At 63.5% G+C, this 17,905-nt stretch carries 16 protein-coding genes; 6 read left to right on the top strand and 10 right to left on the bottom strand.

Features of this window, described 5'->3' with window-relative positions; all coding sequences use genetic code 11:
* Positions 1 to 59: 59 nt before the first annotated feature.
* The 5 genes from ACSMXN_RS00740 (at position 60) to ACSMXN_RS00720 (ending at position 4,448) form a co-directional block, all read left to right on the top strand.
* Positions 60 to 815 carry an IclR family transcriptional regulator domain-containing protein gene (locus ACSMXN_RS00740; RefSeq protein WP_022915533.1) on the top strand — a complete coding sequence of 252 codons (756 nt, stop codon included), beginning with the start codon at positions 60 to 62 and terminating at the stop codon, positions 813 to 815.
* Positions 812 to 1,951: an ATP-binding cassette domain-containing protein gene (locus ACSMXN_RS00735; protein WP_022915534.1), complete on the top strand. Its 1,140-nt coding sequence runs from the start codon at positions 812 to 814 to the stop codon at positions 1,949 to 1,951. Before ACSMXN_RS00740 ends, ACSMXN_RS00735 begins: the two co-directional genes overlap by 4 nt.
* A 53-nt stretch (positions 1,952 to 2,004) precedes the next feature.
* Positions 2,005 to 2,646, top strand: coding sequence for an ABC transporter permease (locus ACSMXN_RS00730; protein ID WP_027139994.1), 642 nt, complete (start codon positions 2,005 to 2,007; stop codon positions 2,644 to 2,646).
* Positions 2,643 to 3,407, top strand: coding sequence for an ABC transporter permease (locus ACSMXN_RS00725; protein WP_022915536.1), 765 nt, complete (start codon positions 2,643 to 2,645; stop codon positions 3,405 to 3,407). Before ACSMXN_RS00730 ends, ACSMXN_RS00725 begins: the two co-directional genes overlap by 4 nt.
* Positions 3,408 to 3,473: 66 nt before the next feature.
* Positions 3,474 to 4,448 carry a glycine betaine ABC transporter substrate-binding protein gene (locus ACSMXN_RS00720; protein ID WP_155958556.1) on the top strand — a complete coding sequence of 325 codons (975 nt, stop codon included), beginning with the start codon at positions 3,474 to 3,476 and terminating at the stop codon, positions 4,446 to 4,448.
* A gap of 89 nt (positions 4,449 to 4,537) precedes the next feature.
* Here ACSMXN_RS00720 and ACSMXN_RS00715 read toward each other — a convergent pair whose 3' ends face one another.
* Positions 4,538 to 4,960 (bottom strand): organic hydroperoxide resistance protein, encoded by a 423-nt coding sequence (locus ACSMXN_RS00715; RefSeq protein ID WP_022915538.1) that lies wholly within the window; start codon positions 4,958 to 4,960, stop codon positions 4,538 to 4,540.
* An 81-nt stretch (positions 4,961 to 5,041) separates the two neighbouring features.
* Here ACSMXN_RS00715 and ACSMXN_RS00710 point away from each other — a divergent pair, with 81 nt between their 5' ends.
* Positions 5,042 to 5,770, top strand: coding sequence for a siderophore-interacting protein (locus tag ACSMXN_RS00710; protein ID WP_155958557.1), 729 nt, complete (start codon positions 5,042 to 5,044; stop codon positions 5,768 to 5,770).
* 44 nt (positions 5,771 to 5,814) lie between these two features.
* Here ACSMXN_RS00710 and ACSMXN_RS00705 read toward each other — a convergent pair whose 3' ends face one another.
* The 9 genes from ACSMXN_RS00705 to kdpF form a co-directional block, all read right to left on the bottom strand.
* Complete coding sequence (locus ACSMXN_RS00705; RefSeq protein ID WP_455407665.1) at positions 5,815 to 6,987, bottom strand: ROK family protein; 1,173 nt, start codon at positions 6,985 to 6,987, stop codon at positions 5,815 to 5,817.
* A complete protein-coding gene (xylB, locus tag ACSMXN_RS00700; RefSeq protein WP_022914985.1) occupies positions 6,984 to 8,399 on the bottom strand; it encodes a xylulokinase in 1,416 nt (471 codons plus the stop codon). The genes ACSMXN_RS00705 and xylB overlap by 4 nt, the downstream gene beginning before the upstream one ends.
* Before the next feature lie 11 nt (positions 8,400 to 8,410).
* Positions 8,411 to 9,613, bottom strand: a complete 1,203-nt coding sequence (gene xylA, locus ACSMXN_RS00695; RefSeq protein WP_027139857.1) for a xylose isomerase — start codon at positions 9,611 to 9,613, stop codon at positions 8,411 to 8,413.
* Positions 9,614 to 9,738: 125 nt separating this feature from the next.
* The gene (locus ACSMXN_RS00690; protein WP_022914987.1) at positions 9,739 to 10,422 is read right to left on the bottom strand and encodes a response regulator; all 684 of its coding nucleotides are present in this window, start codon (positions 10,420 to 10,422) and stop codon (positions 9,739 to 9,741) included.
* Positions 10,419 to 13,022: a sensor histidine kinase gene (locus tag ACSMXN_RS00685; protein WP_022914988.1), complete on the bottom strand. Its 2,604-nt coding sequence runs from the start codon at positions 13,020 to 13,022 to the stop codon at positions 10,419 to 10,421. Before ACSMXN_RS00685 ends, ACSMXN_RS00690 begins: the two co-directional genes overlap by 4 nt.
* 9 nt (positions 13,023 to 13,031) lie before the next feature.
* A complete protein-coding gene (locus ACSMXN_RS00680; RefSeq protein ID WP_022914989.1) occupies positions 13,032 to 13,928 on the bottom strand; it encodes a potassium-transporting ATPase subunit C in 897 nt (298 codons plus the stop codon).
* A gap of 5 nt (positions 13,929 to 13,933) precedes the next feature.
* Positions 13,934 to 16,072: a potassium-transporting ATPase subunit KdpB gene (gene kdpB, locus ACSMXN_RS00675; RefSeq protein ID WP_022914990.1), complete on the bottom strand. Its 2,139-nt coding sequence runs from the start codon at positions 16,070 to 16,072 to the stop codon at positions 13,934 to 13,936.
* The gene (gene kdpA / locus ACSMXN_RS00670; protein WP_022914991.1) at positions 16,072 to 17,733 is read right to left on the bottom strand and encodes a potassium-transporting ATPase subunit KdpA; all 1,662 of its coding nucleotides are present in this window, start codon (positions 17,731 to 17,733) and stop codon (positions 16,072 to 16,074) included. Before kdpA ends, kdpB begins: the two co-directional genes overlap by 1 nt.
* Entirely contained in the window at positions 17,733 to 17,822 is a 90-nt protein-coding gene (gene kdpF / locus ACSMXN_RS00665) for a K(+)-transporting ATPase subunit F (RefSeq protein WP_035944522.1), read from the bottom strand. Before kdpF ends, kdpA begins: the two co-directional genes overlap by 1 nt.
* Between the last annotated feature and the right edge of the window lie 83 nt (positions 17,823 to 17,905).

Below are 17,905 nucleotides of genomic sequence, written 5' to 3'. Positions count from 1 at the left end.
GCGAATGTACCGCGCAATGGCAAGCGGCTTCTATTCCGTGAAACGGTCGTGAGGTGAGCATGGCAGGACTTTCCACAGCAATGTCCACCGCGAGCACGACGCGGACGGTCGACCGCGCGCTGGCCCTGCTCGCCGAAGTGTGCGCCGAGGACTCGATCAGCCTGTCCGAATGCGCCCGCCGAGCCCAATTGCCAGCCAGCACCGCGCTGCGGCTACTGCGCACCCTCGAGGGGTCCGGGTTCGTCGCGCGGGACCAGGTTGGCTCCTTTCGGGCAGGCGCGCGACTCATCCAGCTCGGAGCCGCGGCCCTCGGGCGCCAGAGCATCGTGCGGCTCACCGAACCAGCCTTACACCGGATGGTCGCCGCCACCGGCGAGTCGGCCTACCTCGCCGTCCCCGGCCCGAACGACACCGCGATCTACATCGCGATGGTCGAGGGAACGCACGCGGTACGGCACACCAGTTGGGTCGGTCGGTCGATGCCGCTAGCCAATCTTGCGGTCGGAAAGGCACTGACCGGCGATGTCGGACCATCGGGCTACGTTGCTGAACGGGATCGCCTCGAGCCTGACGTCACAGCCATCGTCGCGCCCATCCAACGACCGGGGGGTGTCGGCGACGCGATTGGCGCGCTCAGCCTGCTGGGCCCGACCTACCGGATTGACGAAGACACCTTGCATCGTTACGGAGCCATCGTCGCGGACGAGGCTCGATTGCTCGCGGCTCAACTCGGCAGCCCGATAAGCAGCCCGATAAGCGGCAACAAGCCGGACAACGCGCCGGTAATTGCGACCCGACAGGAGACTGGCACGTGATCCGATTCGAATCGGTATCGAAGCAGTACCCCGACGGCACCGTCGCGGTGGACGAGCTCGACCTGGTGGCGCCCTCCGGTCAGATCACCGTTCTGGTTGGGCCGTCCGGGTGCGGCAAAACCACCAGCCTTCGGATGATCAATCGCATGATCGAGCCCACCGGCGGTCGGATCACGATCGACGATCAGGATGTGACCAAGGTCGATGCGGCCAAGCTGCGTCGCGGCATCGGTTACGTCATTCAGCACGCCGGGCTGTTCCCGCACCGCACCATCGTCGACAACGTCGCGAGCGTTCCCTACCTGCTCGGCACCGATAAGAAATTAGCGCGGGCACGAGCCATGGAACTCATCGAACGGGTCGGTCTCGATCCGAAGTTCGCCAAGCGGTACCCATCACAGCTATCTGGCGGTCAGCAACAGCGCGTCGGGGTGGCCCGCGCGCTCGCGGCAGACCCGCCGGTGATGCTGATGGACGAGCCGTTTTCCGCGGTAGACCCGATCGTTCGCGAGCAGCTCCAAGAGGAGTTCCTGCGATTGCAGAGCGATCTCGGTAAGACAATCGTGTTCGTCACACACGACATCGACGAAGCCATCAAGCTCGGCGACCAGGTCGCTGTGCTGCGCGTCGGTGGTCACCTCGCTCAGCTCGCGACACCGTCCGATCTACTGAATCGGCCGGTGGACGCCTTCGTTGCCGCCTTCGTCGGTCGAGATCGTGGCTACCGAGCACTTGGTTTCACGACCAGCGGTGAGATTCCGACCCACCCCGAGCAGACGGTCACCATGGGTTCGCCGGTACCGACCGGCGTGGACCGTGAACCGGGCGGCTATGCGGCCAACGACGGCGTCTGGCTGCTCGCGGTCGATGCGGCTAAAGCACCGCAGGGCTGGCTGAACCTGGCTGCCCTCAAGCCTGGCGAGTCGGTCGTCAGGGACGAGATGCTCTACCGCGGTGGCACTCTTGCCACTCAGGGCGGCACGCTGCGGGCGGCACTCGATGCCTGCCTGTCATCGCCGTCGGGTCGCGGCGTTGTCGTCGATTCTGACGGTGCGCTGATCGGCTCGACAACGGCTTCCGAGGTACTGGCGCTGATCGAGAACCGCACCCGCCAGCCTGAGGGGCAGCCGTCATGACGGTATTGGCATCCTCGTCGAGCTCGTCCCCCTGGTATTTCTGGGGCTACTTCATGGACCATCGAGATACCGTGCTGGGCTGGCTCTGGGCTCACGCATGGCTATCGGTGGTGCCAGTCGTCATCGGTCTACTCGTCGCACTTCCGCTCGGTTGGCTAGCCCGTCGTTACCGTTTCGTCTACCCCCCACTGATCACCTTGACGGGCCTGATCTACACGATTCCGTCGATCGCGTTGTTCGTCCTGATCCCACCACTGCTCGGGCTGAGCTCCCTCGATCCCATTCAGGTCCCGATCGCGCTCACGCTCTATTCGATCGCGTTGCTGGTCCGTGTCGTCGCCGACGGCCTCGCCTCGGTCTCGACGGACACGATTCAGGCGGCCACCGCCATCGGTTACAAGCCGCTGGGCAGATTTTTCAAGGTGGAACTGCCGATCGCGACGCCGGTCATAACCGCCGGCCTTCGGGTCGCGCTCGTGGCGAACGTGAGTATCGTGGCCGTCTCCGGGACCATCGGGATGTCCAACCTCGGGCAGCTTTTCACGCAAGGCTTCCAGAACTCGACCACGGGTCCGTACTACCCGCCGATCGTGCTTGGCATCGTGCTGTGCGTGCTGCTCGCTCTCACGCTCGATCGGATCGTGATCATCCTCAACTATCTGCTCACCCCGTGGCGTAAGGCGGTGCGGTCATGATCAGTCAAACCTGGACGTGGCTGAACGACCCCTCACATTGGAGGAACACCGACCTCAACACCGGAATCACCAGTCAGCTACTGGCTCATATTCGTTTCTCGGCGTTCGCCCTGGTCGTTGCGCTGATCATCGCGCTGCCGTTGGGCCTGTACATCGGACACAGCGGCAGGGCCACCTGGCTCATCGCGGGCGCAAACACGCTGCGCGCCCTGCCGACGGTTGGCGTGCTCGTCCTGCTGACCGTCATCATCGCGCCGCACTACTACGGTCGCACAGATACCGGCTACCTCATTCCAACCGAGATCGTGCTTATTTTGCTGGCTATTCCGCCGATCCTCGCGAACACCTTCGCAGGTGTCCAAAACGTCGACCCGGCAGCTCGAGACGCGGCCAAGGGCATGGGCATGACCGGTCGGCAGGTGTTGCTCAAAGTCGAGTTTCCGTGCAGCTTGCCCTTGATCTACTCCGGCTTGCGCTCCGCGACCCTGCAAGTGATAGCCACGGCAACGATTGCCTCATATTTACCGCTGGGCGGTCTTGGACGCTTCATCTATGACGGGTTGGCCCAACAAGACTATCCGCAGATGATCGGCGGCGCGGTGCTCGTCGCCGGACTTGCGCTCATCTCCGACCTGCTTCTGTACGTACTACAGCGCTATACCGTATCTCGTGGTCTAACCGGACGATTCTCCAAAAAACACCTTGCAGCTCCGGACTCCCGACGCGCAATTGTGACCGAAGCGGAGGTGGCTACTGCCTAAATCGGTCCCCGGTGGTGCCTACACCCAGGTAGCCTCAACTAACTCGACTATTCCTATGGAGTGAACATGAATCGCAAGACCTTGGGGTTCGTCGCCGCGGCGGCTGCCCTCGCCCTCGGGCTCACCGCCTGCGGTTCGGACAGCTCGAAGACCCCAGCGGGGGGAAGCAGCAGTTCCGGCTCATCCGGATCAGGCTCGTCGGCGACCATCGCCAGCAAGCTCATCATGGGCGGCCCACCTGAGTTCAAGACTCGGGCCGACGGTCTACCCGGGCTCGAGAAGAACTACGGAGTCGTCTTCGGCAAGTACACAGTGACTGACACCGGTGGCCCCGTCACCGTCACCGCGCTGAAGAACGGCCAGGTGGACGCTGCAGACATCTTCACTACCGACCCGGCGATTCCGGCGAACAACTTCGTCATCCTCACGGACCCGAAGAGCAACTTCGCCGCTCAGAACGTCGTCCCGATCATCGACAAGGCCAAGGCGACGGACGGCGTCAAGACGATCATCAACGCGGTTCAGGCAAAGCTCACGACCGCGGGTCTCAGTGCTCTGCTGACCAAGGTGCAGAACGACAAGCAAGACCCGGACGCTGTGGCGAAGCAGTGGCTGGCCGATAACGGCCTCGCCACCAAGAGCACTGGTGCGTCGGGCGTCAGCCTCACCGTCGGGTCGGCGAACTTCCCGGAGAACGTCATCCTGGCCGAGATCTACGCCGAGGCACTCAAGACCGGCGGGGCGTCCATCAAGACCACGCTCAACATCGGTAGCCGCGAGAAGTACTACGCAGCGCTCAAGGACGGCTCACTCGACCTGTTCGCCGAGTACACCGGCACGCTGCTGCAGTTCATCGACAAGACGGCTACCGCTACCAGCCCGGACGACGTCTACGCAGCGCTACAGAAGGCCTTGCCGTCGAACCTGATCGCGCTGAACAAGGCGGACGCTCAGGACAGCGATGCCATCGTTGTCACGAAGGCCACCGCTGACAAGTACAGCCTCGTGTCGATCGCCGACCTGGCGAAGCCTGCCAGCTGATCGATCCTGGTCGGACACACGAACGGCCCGAGGTAACGCTCGCCGCTACGCGTTGCGTTACCTCGGGCCGCAGTGTGTTTATTCAGCGGTCAGACGACTGCGAGCTTGACCACAATGTTGTCCCGGGTTGCCTTTGAGTAGGGGCAGAAGCCGTGTGCTAGTTCGATGAGCTCCTGCGCCTTCGCGGCATCGACGCCTGGGATGTTCACAGCAATCTCGACAGCCAGCCCGAAGCCGCCGTCCTCGGACGGGCCGAATGACACGTTGGCGGTGACCGTCGAGTCAGAGGTGTCGATGCCCTGGGTCTTGGCTCGATTGGCCAGCGCCCCCTGAAAACAGGCTGCGTAGCCGGCAGCGAACAAGGTCTCCGGGTTGACCGCAGGCTCTGGTGTCGTACCGGGCTGGGCCAGATCAAAGTCCACCAGGCCGTCGGCGCTCGTGACGTGTCCTGCGCGGCCACCCTTTGCGCTCGCGGACGTGGTGTAGGCGACCTTGGTCAATTCGATGGGCATGTGACTCCTTCATTCGATTCATTCGACTGTTGTGGTCGGTGTGCCGAGTCACCCGTAGCTGCCTGGCAGACTGGACACATCATGTCTTCAGTTCAACACATCGCGCGTACCGGCCAATTCCTGACCCGGGTGTCGGCGGTCACCGCGCTCACCCCCAGGATGCGGCGAATCGCGCTGACCTCGGCGCACGAGTCGTCGCCGAGGATCGCCGAACAGGCCTGGCCGCTGGGTTGCGACATCGCGATCGTGCTCACCGGCAGTGGCGATCGGGGCGGAGACAGCCGTGAGCTGCGTCGGCGTTACACGGTGCGTTCGGTGGCTGACGGCACCATGGTTGTCGACGCGGTGCTGCACGGGCACGGTCCCGGTTCGACCTGGGCCGCCGAACTCCGCGTCGACGACGAAGTTACGTTCTTCGGCCCGCGGGGTGAGCTCCCGGTCGCCGAGGCGGACTGGCTGGTCGCGCTTACCGACGAGTCGGGCTTACCGGCAATCGCCGCGTTGGCCGAGACTCTCGACCGGCCCATTCAGATCTTTGCTGAAATCGCCGACCTCGGTGAGCAGTACCCGCTGCCCGCGAACGCGTCGGTGAACTGGTTGCCCCGTGACGGTCAGCCTGCCGGTTCGGTCGAGCTGCTCACTGCAGCGCTGGACGAGGTACGCCCCGGTGCCGGTAAGGGATACGCCTACGTCATCGGCGAATCGCGAGTTTCGGTTGCGCTACGTGAAAGTCTCGCCCGATTCGGGCTCACCCGCGCCGATGTCTACGCCAAGGGTTACTGGAACCTCAACGCCCGCTCCACCCGCTGACCCCCCGAATCGTGTAACGCTCGGCATCCATAGGGTGCCCAGCGTTACACGATTTGGAGGTGGGTGGGGTCTTTGAGGGCACGATCGATGATCAGGCCGGCAGCACCCCGAACGGCCGCATCCGATCCCAAAGCCGACCGGATCAGCTGCCAGCCGCCTCGGGCCGACGACAACACTCGCCGTTGGAGTTCGGCCTCGAGCGTCGGGCTGATCGCGTCGAACAATCGCGCGTACAACCCGCCAAGCACGATCATCGGCAGATCAACCACGTTCAGCAACGAAGAGAGTCCCACGCCCAGTGCGGTACCGGCCCCTGCCACCGCTTCACGGGCACCGACCTCGCCACGCTCAATCGCTAGCTGCAACGCGTCCAGATCGAGCGAACCTGCCGCCTTCAAAAGGACATCTTGACCGGCATACTGTTCGACGCACCCGCGCCCACCGCAGGTGCACGGCGGCCCGTCGCCCTCAACCACGACGTGGCCGAGTTCACCAGCGAAGCCGTACTGACCTCGAAACAACGCACCGTCGACGACAAGCCCCGCTCCGACACCGATCTCGCCGGATACATAGACGAAATTGCGATTCACACCAGCGGCTGCCCGTAACCACTCCAATGCACCCAAGTTTGCTTCGTTCTCGATGAGAATCGGACGGGAAAACCCTGGGCCTAACTGCCTCGCCAGCTCCGTACCGGCGAACATGCCATTGAATGCAGGCAAGTTCGGCGCACGGAGGACCTCACCGGCGGGGCTCACCGCGCCAGGAAGCCCCAGACCAACCCCGAGGACCGGACGGCCACCCCCGCCCAGCGACCGCCGGCAGATCTCGGCTGCCCGCTGCACGGCGAGTTCGGCGCTCCCGCCACGGTTGTCGATCTCGTACCGTTCGTGGCTGATGAGCTTTCCAGTGAGATCGACCTCGCATACAGCGGTGTAGTCGATGTTGATCTCGACACCAATGGCAATCGGGCCCGCGGGATGAAAGCTCAGCAGACGCGATGGACGACCCGGGCCCGATGCTTCCGGATCGCGTTCGAGTAGAACCCGTTGCTCGATGAGCGAATCGACGAGATTGGCCACGGTTGCTTTGGTCAGACCAGTTCGTTGCGATAAGTCTGCCCGCGATCCCGGAGCGGTCACGAGTTCCGCCAGGACGAGTTTGAGGTTATGTTGTCGAACGGTGTGCTGGCCGGCTGGCGCAGCGATCTGCGTCATCGGTCGAGATACCGTTGTGCGGCCTGGGCGTACCGCTCACGCAATCCGACTGTGAGCGGTGCATCGTAGCGCTGAGCCGATCCGGTTTCCCTAGACCAGATCGGTGGATTCGGTGAGCCTGCCAGTACCCAGGCCGCCTGCCGCGCAGCGCCGTCGGCAACGTACTCCCCCGGCGGTGGCACCTCGACGGGCACCCCGAACACCGTCGGGGCGATCTGGCGGACTGCCTCTGACTGCGCGGCGCCACCGATAAGCCGGACAGCTGACACCGAACAACCCTGTTCCGCAAGGGCATCAAGGCCTGCCGCCTGGTCGAGCAACATACCCTCCACCGCTGCTCGGGCGAGATTCTCCCTGGTGGCGCTGGCTAAAGTCAGCCCGTGAATCGATCCCGTGGCGTTCGGCAGGTTCGGGGTGCGCTCACCTTCCAGATAGGGCACCATCGTCAGGCCCTGAGCTCCAGGCTCCGCCTGCAGGGCAAGCTCACTCAACGTCGTAAGGTCAACGCTTAGCATTCGAGCGGTGGCATCGAGAACTCGGGCAGCATTCAAGGTGCACACTAGCGGTAGAAAGACCCCGCTCAGGTCTGCGAACCCCGCGACGATGCCAGACGGATCCATCGGTGCGCGCGTGCTTCGCGCAAACACGGTTCCTGACGTCCCCAACGAAACAACGGTCGCGTCCTGATCATCAGCAGCGCCGGAGCCGAACTCCGCCGCGGCGTTGTCGCCTCCGCCGGGCCCGAACAGCCCCGCCGGATAAATCGTCGATCCGCCGGTGCGGATGGCCTCAGACGGGGCCGCGACCCGGGGCAGCAGGACGTCCCTGCCGAAAGCGAGCATCAACAGGTCACGCCGGTAGTTGTTCGTCCGCGCGTCGAAATAACCGGTGCCCGAAGCATCGGACCGATCGGTGACCAGATCGCGGATCGATGTCGAACCCGACAGCTTCCAGGTCAGCCAATCGTGGGGCAGACACACCGCAGCAACCCGCGCTGCGTTATCCGGCTCGTGCTCGGCGAGCCACCTCAGTTTCGTGATCGTGAACGAGGCGACGGGAACGACGCCAACCGCCTCAGCCCACTTTTCGGCACCGAGTTCGGCGGTGAGGTCAGCGGCGGCCGCGGCGGAGCGGGTGTCATTCCACAACAGCGCCGGGCGCACCACCTCGCCGTTGGAATCCAGACACACCATGCCGTGCTGCTGCCCGCCGACGCTGAGCGCAGCGACGTCGTCCAAGCCGCCAGCAGCCTCGACCGCGTCGGTCAGCGCACTCCACCAGGCTGCCGGATCGACCTCGGTGCCGTCGGGGTGGCTCGCCCGGCCCTGCCGGATGAGTCGCCCCGACTCGGCGTCGCGAATAACTACTTTGCAAGATTGGGTGGACGAATCCACCCCAGCTACCAGCGGCACAGTTTTGGTCGTCAGCGCGTGCCGGTCAGGTGATCGATCGCGAGCTGGTTCAGCCGAACGAAACCGTAACCCTGCTCGCCCACGGCGTTGGGGTCGAAGTCCTCGAATGCAGAGGTGTCCTTCAAGAGGTCGGCGTAGCTCTCACCCTCGGCCAGCGTCGGCTGCGAGAGCTCCGCGACCTTGGCATAGGCCAGCGCTTCTTGAACCTCGGGGTCGGCCCGGAAGGCAGCCGCCCGCTCCTTGAGGATCAAGTACATTCGCATGTTTGCCGCCGCCGATTGCCAGACGCCGTCGTAGTCCTCGGTGCGCGACGGCTTGTAGTCGAAGTGCCGCGGCCCGGTGTATGACGGTCCACCGTTGGGGCCGCCGTTCTCGAGCAGATCCACCAGGCTGAAGGCATTCATCAGGTCGCCGTGGCCGAATACCAGATCTTGGTCGAACCTGATTCCGCGTTGTCCGTTCAGGTCGATGTGGAACAGCTTGCCGTGCCACAGCGCCTGCGCGATGCCGGAGGCGAAGTTCAACCCGGCCATCTGCTCGTGGCCGACCTCAGGGTTGACGCCGACAAGGTCTGGGCGGTCAAGGGAATTGCTGAAGGCAATGGCATGGCCGAGCGTCGGCAACAAGATGTCACCACGAGGCTCATTGGGCTTGGGTTCGAGCGCGAACTTGATGTCGTAACCGCGATCGGTCACGAAGGTCGTCAACAGGTTCATGCTTTCGCGATAACGGTCAAGCGCTGCCTGTACGTCCTTGGCCGAGTCGTATTCGCTGCCCTCTCGGCCACCCCACAAGACGAACGTCTTCGCACCGAGGTCGGCTGCGAGTTCGACATTGCGGAGTACCTTGCGGAGCGCGAAACGCCGGATATCGCGATTGTTGCTGGTGAAACCGCCGTCTTTGAAGACCGGGTGGGTGAACAGGTTGGTGGTGATCATCGGGACGATGATGCCGGTTTCGTCCAGCGCGCCCTTGAACTTCTCGATGATCTTGTCGCGCGCGCCCACCGATGAACCGAACGGCACCAGATCATCGTCGTGGAAGGTGACGCCGTAGGCGCCCAACTCGTTGAGCTTGTGCACAGCCTCGATGGGATCGAGTGGCTTTCTGGTGGCGTCACCGAACGGATCCCGGGCGACCCAGCCGATCGTCCAGAGTCCGAAAGAGAATTTGTCGGCCTTCGTGGGGGTGGGGCCTGCGGGCGTTACGGCCATCGTCAACATCGCCTTTTAGGAGCGCTGCTCGTCGCAGCGAGGGGTTTGTTTAATGCCTGAACTTATTCACCATAGGCCTCCTCCAGGGGTTCGACAACCCCTGCGAGACAAGAAACCCGACCGAGCTACTCGGCGAAGCGGTACCCAAGACCGGGCTCGGTGATCAGATGCCGGGGCCGGGCCGGATCTGCCTCGAGTTTGCGCCGCAGTTGCCCGAAGTGAAATCGGAGATAGCCGGACTCGTCGGCAAATGCCGGCCCCCAGACCTCGGTCAGCAGCTGGCGCTGGGTGATGAGCTTGCCCGGGTGGCGCACTAGGCGTTCCAGCAGTTCCCACTCCGTCTTCGTGAGCCTGATCTCGGCACCAGTGCCATCGAGAACCTGGTGCGCGGCCAGATCGATGACACGGTCACCGATCCGCACCTCGGCCTGTTCCGCGCCCAGTTCGGGAGCGGCCCGTCGAGTGACGGCCCGCATTCGCGCCATCAGTTCGTCCATGCCGAACGGCTTCGTCACGTAATCGTCGGCGCCGGCATCGAGGGCCGCGACCTTGTCGGCACCACCCACCCGGCCCGACAACACGATGATCGGCGCGCTGGTCCAGCCGCGCAAACCGGCGATCACCTCGCCACCGTCCATGTCGGGCAGGCCCAGGTCCAGCAAAACCAAGTCCGGCGGATGTTTCGCGGCCTCGATCAGGGCCGCGGCGCCCGAGGCGGCCGAATTCGCTTCGTAACCTCGTGCGCGCAGGTTGATCACGAGCGCCCGGACGATCTGGGGCTCATCATCGACGACTAGAACGCGCATCAAGCTTGCCCGGTATGCACGATCGAAGGTTCGGTCGAGCTACTCGCCGGCGCGGTCGGCAAGGTCACGCTCACCATCAGGCCGCCGCCGGGCGTCTCCTCGAGGCTGATCGTGCCTCGCATCGCCTCGACGAAGCCGCGGGCGATCGCCAACCCGAGGCCGACCCCGGCCCCGGTGCTGACCGCCCGGTCGTCGCGGCGTTGAAAGGGCGCGAAGACAGCCTCGCGGGCCGCCTCGGGGATACCCGGGCCATGATCGATCACCCGCAGTTCCACCGTCCCTCCGTGCGCGCTGGCGGCCACCCTGACCGGTACTTCGGGTGGGCTGTATCGCTGAGCGTTCTCGACCAGATTAGCGATCACCCGCTCCAGCAACCCCGGATCGGCCAAAACCTCCGGTAAATCAGATGAAACGTCGATCTGGATGGGCGTTGGAGAGGACCGGATCGGGCCCGACATCGGTAGCGCACGACTCACGATGTCATCGAGGCCGACCGGCTGCGCCGTCACCGACAATGCACCTGCCTGCAACCTCGACAGATCAAGCAAGTTGGTCACCAGCGCCGTCAATCGATCCAGGGCGTTGTCGGCATTCTCCAGCAGTTCCCGGCGATCCTCCTGGCTCCACGCGATCTCCTGATTTCGCAGGCTCGAGACCGCTGCCTTGGCCGATGCGATCGGGGTACGAAGGTCGTGGCTTACGGCATTGAGTAGCGCCGTCCGCGCCCGGTCGGTCTGGGCGAGTTCGGTGGCAGCACCAGCCTGTTCGGCCAGCCGGCGTTGCTGATAGGCAACCGCTACCTCGGTGGCAAAGGCTGCCAGCATGCGCTGATCTTCTGCGGCCAAGATCCGTCCCCGCAGCACCAACACGAGATCGTCGCCGACTGGAACCTCGGTATCGCCCTCGTCCGGGCTCGAACATGGGTCATCGCCGACACTGGCCACCTTCGACCACGTGCCGCGCATATCGGAGGACGCCGTCTGGCGACCGCTGGCCGGCGCTTCGGACTCCCGGCGCAACAGCGTCACGCTGCTCACGGCAAAGGTCTCCCGCACCCGATCCATCAATGCCGGCAGCGCTTGCTCGCCGCGCAGCAGGCTGCCGGCAAGCGTCGACAGGGTCTCTGCCTCGGCGTTGGAACGGGCGGCCTCCACATTGCGCCTGGCAGCCTGGTCAACCACCCTCGACACGAGCACCCCGATGACGACGAAGACGACGAGGGCGAGAATGTTCTCCGGTTCGGAGATCGTGAACCGATGCACCGGTTCGACCAGGAAAAAGTTGATCAGCAAACTGGACACCACGGCCGCGACGAGCGCCGGGTAGAAACCGCCGACCAAGGCGCAGATCACCACCGCGAGCAGGAACAACAGCAGATCGCTGCCAAGCGTCAGGTCAGCCCTGAGAGCAACGGTGAATGGCACCAGGGCAGCCATCAAGATGGCGCCGACGATCAACCCGGCGATTCGGCGTTGGATCGTCAACCCGCCATGGATCTTGGGCAGCACGCGCCCCTTGCCCACGTATTCATGGCTGACCACGTGCACGTCGATGGTGCCCGAGCGGCGCGTGATGGTCATACCAGTGCCCGGTCCGGTCAAAGCGGCCACGAACGGATTCCGTCGACTTGCCCCGATGACGATCTGGGTCGCGTTCTTCGCCTTGGCGAATTCGAGCACGGCTGTGGGAATGTCGTCGCCGATGATCGAGTGATAGCTGCCGCCGAGAGATTCGACCAATAGCCGTTGCTGGTCAAGCGATGCGATGGACGAGCCCGCCAGGCCGTCGCTGCGGGCGATGTGCACCGCGAGAAGCTCGCCGCCGGTCGCCCGCGCCGAGATTCGAGCTGCCCGCCGGATGAGCGCATCACCCTCCGGGCCGCCCGTCAAGGCCACCACGACGCGTTCCTTCGTCTCCCAGGTAGAGGCAATACCGTGCTGATCACGGTATTTCTGCAGGCCCTCCTCAACGCTGTCGGCCAACCACAACAACGCCAACTCTCGAAGGGCCGTCAAGTTACCCGGACGGAAGTAGTTCGACAACGCCGCGTCGACCTTGTCCGGGCGATACACGTTGCCATGCGCCATCCGCCGCCGCAGTGCCTCCGGCGTCATGTCGACCAACTCGACCTGCTCCGCAGCTCGGACAACCGAATCGGGCACTGTCTCTCGCTGGGGTACCCCGGTAATCGCCTGCACGACATCGTTGAGCGATTCCAGATGCTGGACGTTGACCGTGCTCACCACATCGATGCCCGCCTCGAGCAAGACCTCGACAGCCTGCCACCGCTTGGCGTAGCCGGTACCAGGCACGTTGGTGTGGGCCAACTCGTCCACCAACGCCAGTTCGGGGCGCCGCTCGAGGACGGCCTCCAGGTCCATCTCCTCGAACTCGGCGCCCCGATAGACGATCTTCTTTCGGCGCAGAACCGGCAGATCCCCGATTCGGTCAGCGGTGTGCTCGCGCCCGTGGGTTTCCACGAACGCGATCACCACATCGGTGCCACGCGCGGCCCGCCGGTTACCTTCGTCCAACATCTTGAAGGTCTTGCCGACTCCCGGAGCCGCACCAAGGTAGACCCTCAGGTGGCCGCGTTGCGCCAACTCATCGTCCTAACTCTTCTTGACCGGGTAGCTAGCGTCGAGGGCCAGATTCAGCTGCAGCACGTTTACGCGCGGCTCTCCGAGAAAGCCCAGGTCACGGCCTTTACTGTACTTCTGCACCAACGCCTTTACCTGATCGACAGTCACGCCGCGGGCCTTGGCGACTCTCGCAACCTGGATGGCAGCGTTCGCCGGGCTTATCTCGGGATCGAGCCCGGATGCTGAAGCGGTCACCGCATCGGTGGGAACTGCCGGGTGCGACGGCGCGTTGCCCCGAATCGGGACGACCTGCGCGTGTGAGTAGTCCTCACCGAACTTCGCCAGCTCGACCGGAACCCCGCGGTAGGTACTGATGAACGGTGTCGCGGACCCCGTTTGGTTGAGGCTCACCACCCGGGTCACGGTTCCGGCATAGCCGGGGCCGGACCAGAACACCGCGAGCACAGCTCCCACGCCATCCGGCGTGCAGTACGGCCGTGAACCGTCGACACCGTCAAGCTGACCGATGGCAAGGCTGCGCGAGCAGACCTGGGTGAGCAGGCTCTGCTTTCCGCTGTCGTCCTTCACTGAAGGGTCCGGCAGGACGTCGACGATCGACTCCGGGCCCAGGTTACTGGCACTGGTGGCCGTCGGGTCATAGCCATCGCCGGCCGCCGAGGGGCGTGGCTGGAAGTACTGCACCAGCGGATCACCCTTGTCGTCGACGAAGTTCTGACCGATCAGCTTCGAGCCCACCACGGTGCCGTTGGCGGAGATGACCGAACCGTTGGCTCGGCTCTTCAGACCGGGAATCTGCGCGACCGCCAGCACCACGAGTGGATAGGCGATGCCCAGGATCACCGTGAAGATGAGCAGCATGCGCAACCCCGCGAGGAAGGTGCGTAGCGAAATGCTAAATGATTTCATGACAATTACCGGATTCCGGGAATGAACTGGATGATCAAATCGATGATCTTGATACCTGCGAACGGCGCGATGATGCCGCCGAGGCCGTAGATGTAGAGGTTTCGCCGCAACATCTGACTGGCCGAACTGGGCTTGTACCGAACGCCACGTAGTGCCAACGGAATCAGCGCAATGATGATCAGGGCGTTGAAGATGACCGCAGACAGGATCGCCGATTCCGGTGAGTACAAGCGCATGATGTTCAGCTTGTCGAGCCCGGGGTACAACGCCACGAACATCGCCGGAATGATGGCGAAGTACTTGGCGACGTCGTTGGCGATCGAGAACGTCGTCAGCGAACCGCGCGTGATCAGCAATTGCTTGCCGATCTCGACGATCTCGATGAGCTTCGTCGGGTCCGAGTCGAGGTCGACCATGTTGCCGGCCTCTTTCGCCGCTGACGTACCGGTGTTCATGGCCACGCCGACGTCAGCTTGAGCCAGGGCCGGCGCGTCATTTGTGCCATCACCGGTCATCGCGACGAGCTTGCCGCCCTCTTGCTCCCGCTTGATGAGAGCCATCTTGTCCTCAGGCTTCGCCTCGGCAAGATAGTCGTCGACACCCGCCTCTTCGGCGATCGCCCTGGCGGTCAAGGGGTTGTCGCCAGTGATCATGATCGTCTTGATGCCCATCCGGCGCAACTCATCGAAGCGTTCGGACATGCCCTGCTTGACGACATCCTTCAGGTGAATGACGCCGAGAACCTGGGCCTCGTCACCAATTACCCGATCGGCGACCACCAGCGGCGTGCCACCGGAGGCACTGATACCGTCCACGATCTGGCCCATCTGGTGCGGGACCTGACCGCCGTTCTCCCTTACCCACTCGGCAACGGCGCCAGCGGCACCCTTTCGTACCTCGCGGGCCGGGTGGTCGTCGAGCGCTGTGAGATTGACACCGCTCATTCGCGTCTGAGCGGTGAATGGCACGAAGGTCGCGTGTGCCAACTCGCCGGACACCCTTTCGCGTAAACCGTATTCAGTCTTGGCGAGCACCACTACTGAACGTCCCTCAGGTGTTTCATCCGCCAGGGATGACAGCTGCGCAGCGTCGGCAAGCGAGTCGACGTCAACGTTACCCACCGCGATGAATTCTGAGGCTTGCCGGTTTCCGAGCGTGATCGTGCCGGTTTTGTCGAGCAATAACGTGTTCACGTCGCCGGCTGCTTCCACCGCCCGTCCACTCATGGCGAGGACATTGCGCTGCACCAGTCGATCCATACCGGCGATACCGATTGCGGACAGCAGGGCACCGATGGTGGTTGGGATCAGGCAGACCAACAGAGAGACAAGGACGATGCCGGTGACGCCATTCTGATTGAGCGCAGCCGTGTCCGGGATACCTGGTTGGTTGGCCTTACCGAAGATGGCCAATGGCTGCAGGGTAACTGTGGCGAGCAGAAAGATCACCGTCAACGAGGCCAGCAAGATGTTCAGTGCGATCTCGTTCGGGGTCTTCTGCCGGCTGGCTCCTTCGACCAGCGCGATCATCCGGTCGATGAAGCTCTCGCCTGGCTTCTGCGTGATCTGTATGACGATCCGGTCGCTCAACACCTTTGTGCCACCAGTGACTGAGCTACGGTCACCGCCACTCTCTCTGATGACGGGCGCACTTTCACCGGTTATCGCACTTTCATCCACGCTCGCAACACCATCGATGACGTCGCCGTCGCCGGGAATCACGTCGCCGGCCTCGCAGACGACCCAATCGCCCTGCTGGAGTTGCGGGGCGGGAACGAGTTCTTCCTGGCCCTGGTAGGCAGTTCTGTCTGACGAGCCCTTTGTGCGGATGAGGCGGCGAGCCAACGTGTCGGTCTTGGCGCGCCGTAGGGACTCGGCCTGAGCCTTACCGCGACCCTCTGCTACGGCTTCAGCAAGGTTGGCAAAGAGCACTGTCAACCACAGCCAGACCACGATCAGCCACGCGAAGACGGAAGGATTGGCGATCGCCTCGACTGTCGTGAACACCGCCCCGATCTCGACGATGAACATAACGGGATTCTTGTAAAGCGTTCGCGGATCGAGCTTTGCAGCCGCGTCCGGGAGCGCCTTCCAGAGCATTTTCGGGTCGAGTAGACCTGCCCCAACACGAGTGTCGGCAGCCATTAGTGGAGTCCTTCTGCGAGTGGTCCCAGCGCCAGCGCCGGGAAGTAGGTGAGACCGACGACGATCAGGGTGACGCCGGTGAGCAGGCCGATGAACAACGTTTTGTGCGTGGGTAGCGTGCCTTCCGATGCCGGGACAGGCTTCTGCCGGGCGAGCGAGCCCGCCAGACCGAGAACGAACACCATCGGAAGGAAGCGTCCGACCAGCATCGCGATACCGAGCGCGGTGTTGTACCAGTTGGTGTTCACCGAGATACCGGCGAACGCGCTGCCGTTGTTGTTCGCCGCCGACGTGAAGGCGTAGAGCACCTCAGACAAACCATGCGGGCCGGTGTTCAACATGCTGGCCCGTTCACCGGGCAAGGCCATCGCTACGGCCGTGCCGACGAGCACAATGGCCGGGGTGGTCAAGATGTATAGCGAGGCGAACTTCACCTCTCTCGCGCCGAGTTTCTTCCCGAGGTATTCAGGTGTTCGTCCGACCATGAGGCCGGCAATGAAGACCGACAGGATGGCGAGTATCAGGATGCCGTAGAGGCCGGATCCGGTGCCGCCCGGCGCGACCTCGCCGAGCATCATGTTGACGATCAACGTGGCGCCGCCGAGGCTTGTGTAGCTGTCGTGGAAGCTGTTCACCGCCCCGGTCGACGTCAGTGTCGTGGCGGTTGCGAAGACGGATGAGTCCGGCACGCCGAATCTGGTTTCGGTACCTTCGGTCGCGGCCCCGACCGCCGTCGGGACAGTCCCGTGGTGCGCAGTCTGGGCAGCCAAGTTCAGGCCGAGGCTGAGGACGGCGAGCAATGCCATAACCGCGACGATCGCGTATCCCTGGCGCTTGTCGCCGACCATCTTGCCGAAGGTGCGTGGCAACGAGAACGAGATGACGAGCAGCAGGAAGATCTCGAGCCAGTTCGTCCAGGTCGTGGGGTTTTCGAACGGGTGAGCGGAGTTGACGTTGTAGAAGCCGCCACCGTTCGTGCCCAGCTCCTTGATTACCTCCTGGCTCGCGACCGGACCACCGGTCAGGGTCTGCGTTCCGCCAGTTGCTGTAGTGATATCGGCGTAGTGGTGCAGGTTCTGGATCATGCCGGCGCCGACGAATACGATCGCGAACACGATCGAGATCGGTAGCAGTACCCGCAGACTGATCCGGGTGAGATCGACCCAGAAGTTGCCGAGACGATCTGTCTTGGTCCGCACGAAGCCGCGCACAAGCGCGATGGCGACGGCGATGCCAACCGCCGCGGACAGGAAGTTCTGGACGGCCAGGCCCGCCATCTGGACTACGTAGCCCAGGGCGTTTTCACCCGAGTAGCTTTGCCAGTTCGTGTTCGTGACGAAGCTGGCGGCGGTGTTCCAGGCCTGCCCAGGCGACATCGCGGGCACGTCATAGGGTGGCCAGAAATGCTGTTGGATCCGGAGGAACAGGTAGAGGAACAGGACGCCGACAGCGCTGAAGGCCAGCACCGAACGCAGATAACGTCCCCAAGTCTGGTCAGCCTCGTCGTCGATGCCGCCGGTCTTGTAGATCACCCGCTCAACAGCGAGATGCCGTTTGCTCGTCAGGACGCGTGCCATGTAATCGCCCAGTGGCTTATGGACCAACGCAAGGGCGACGATGAGGCTCGCGATGAAGATGATGCCCGCCGCTGTGCCGCTCATCAGAATTTCTCCGGAAAGACCAGCGCAACGATGAGGTAGCCGACCAACAGCACCGAGAGGATCAGGCCAATGAGGTTGGCGGTGCTCATAATCGCTCGGCTCCCTTTGCGACAAGGGCCAGCACGGCGAAGATCGCGACTGTGACCAGGATGAATACGACGTCTAACACTGT

It is taken from the genome of Parajatrophihabitans canadensis (assembly GCF_053764775.1).
Note: the sequence above shows the minus strand (reverse complement) of the source record. Positions and strands in the feature narration are given on the sequence as shown.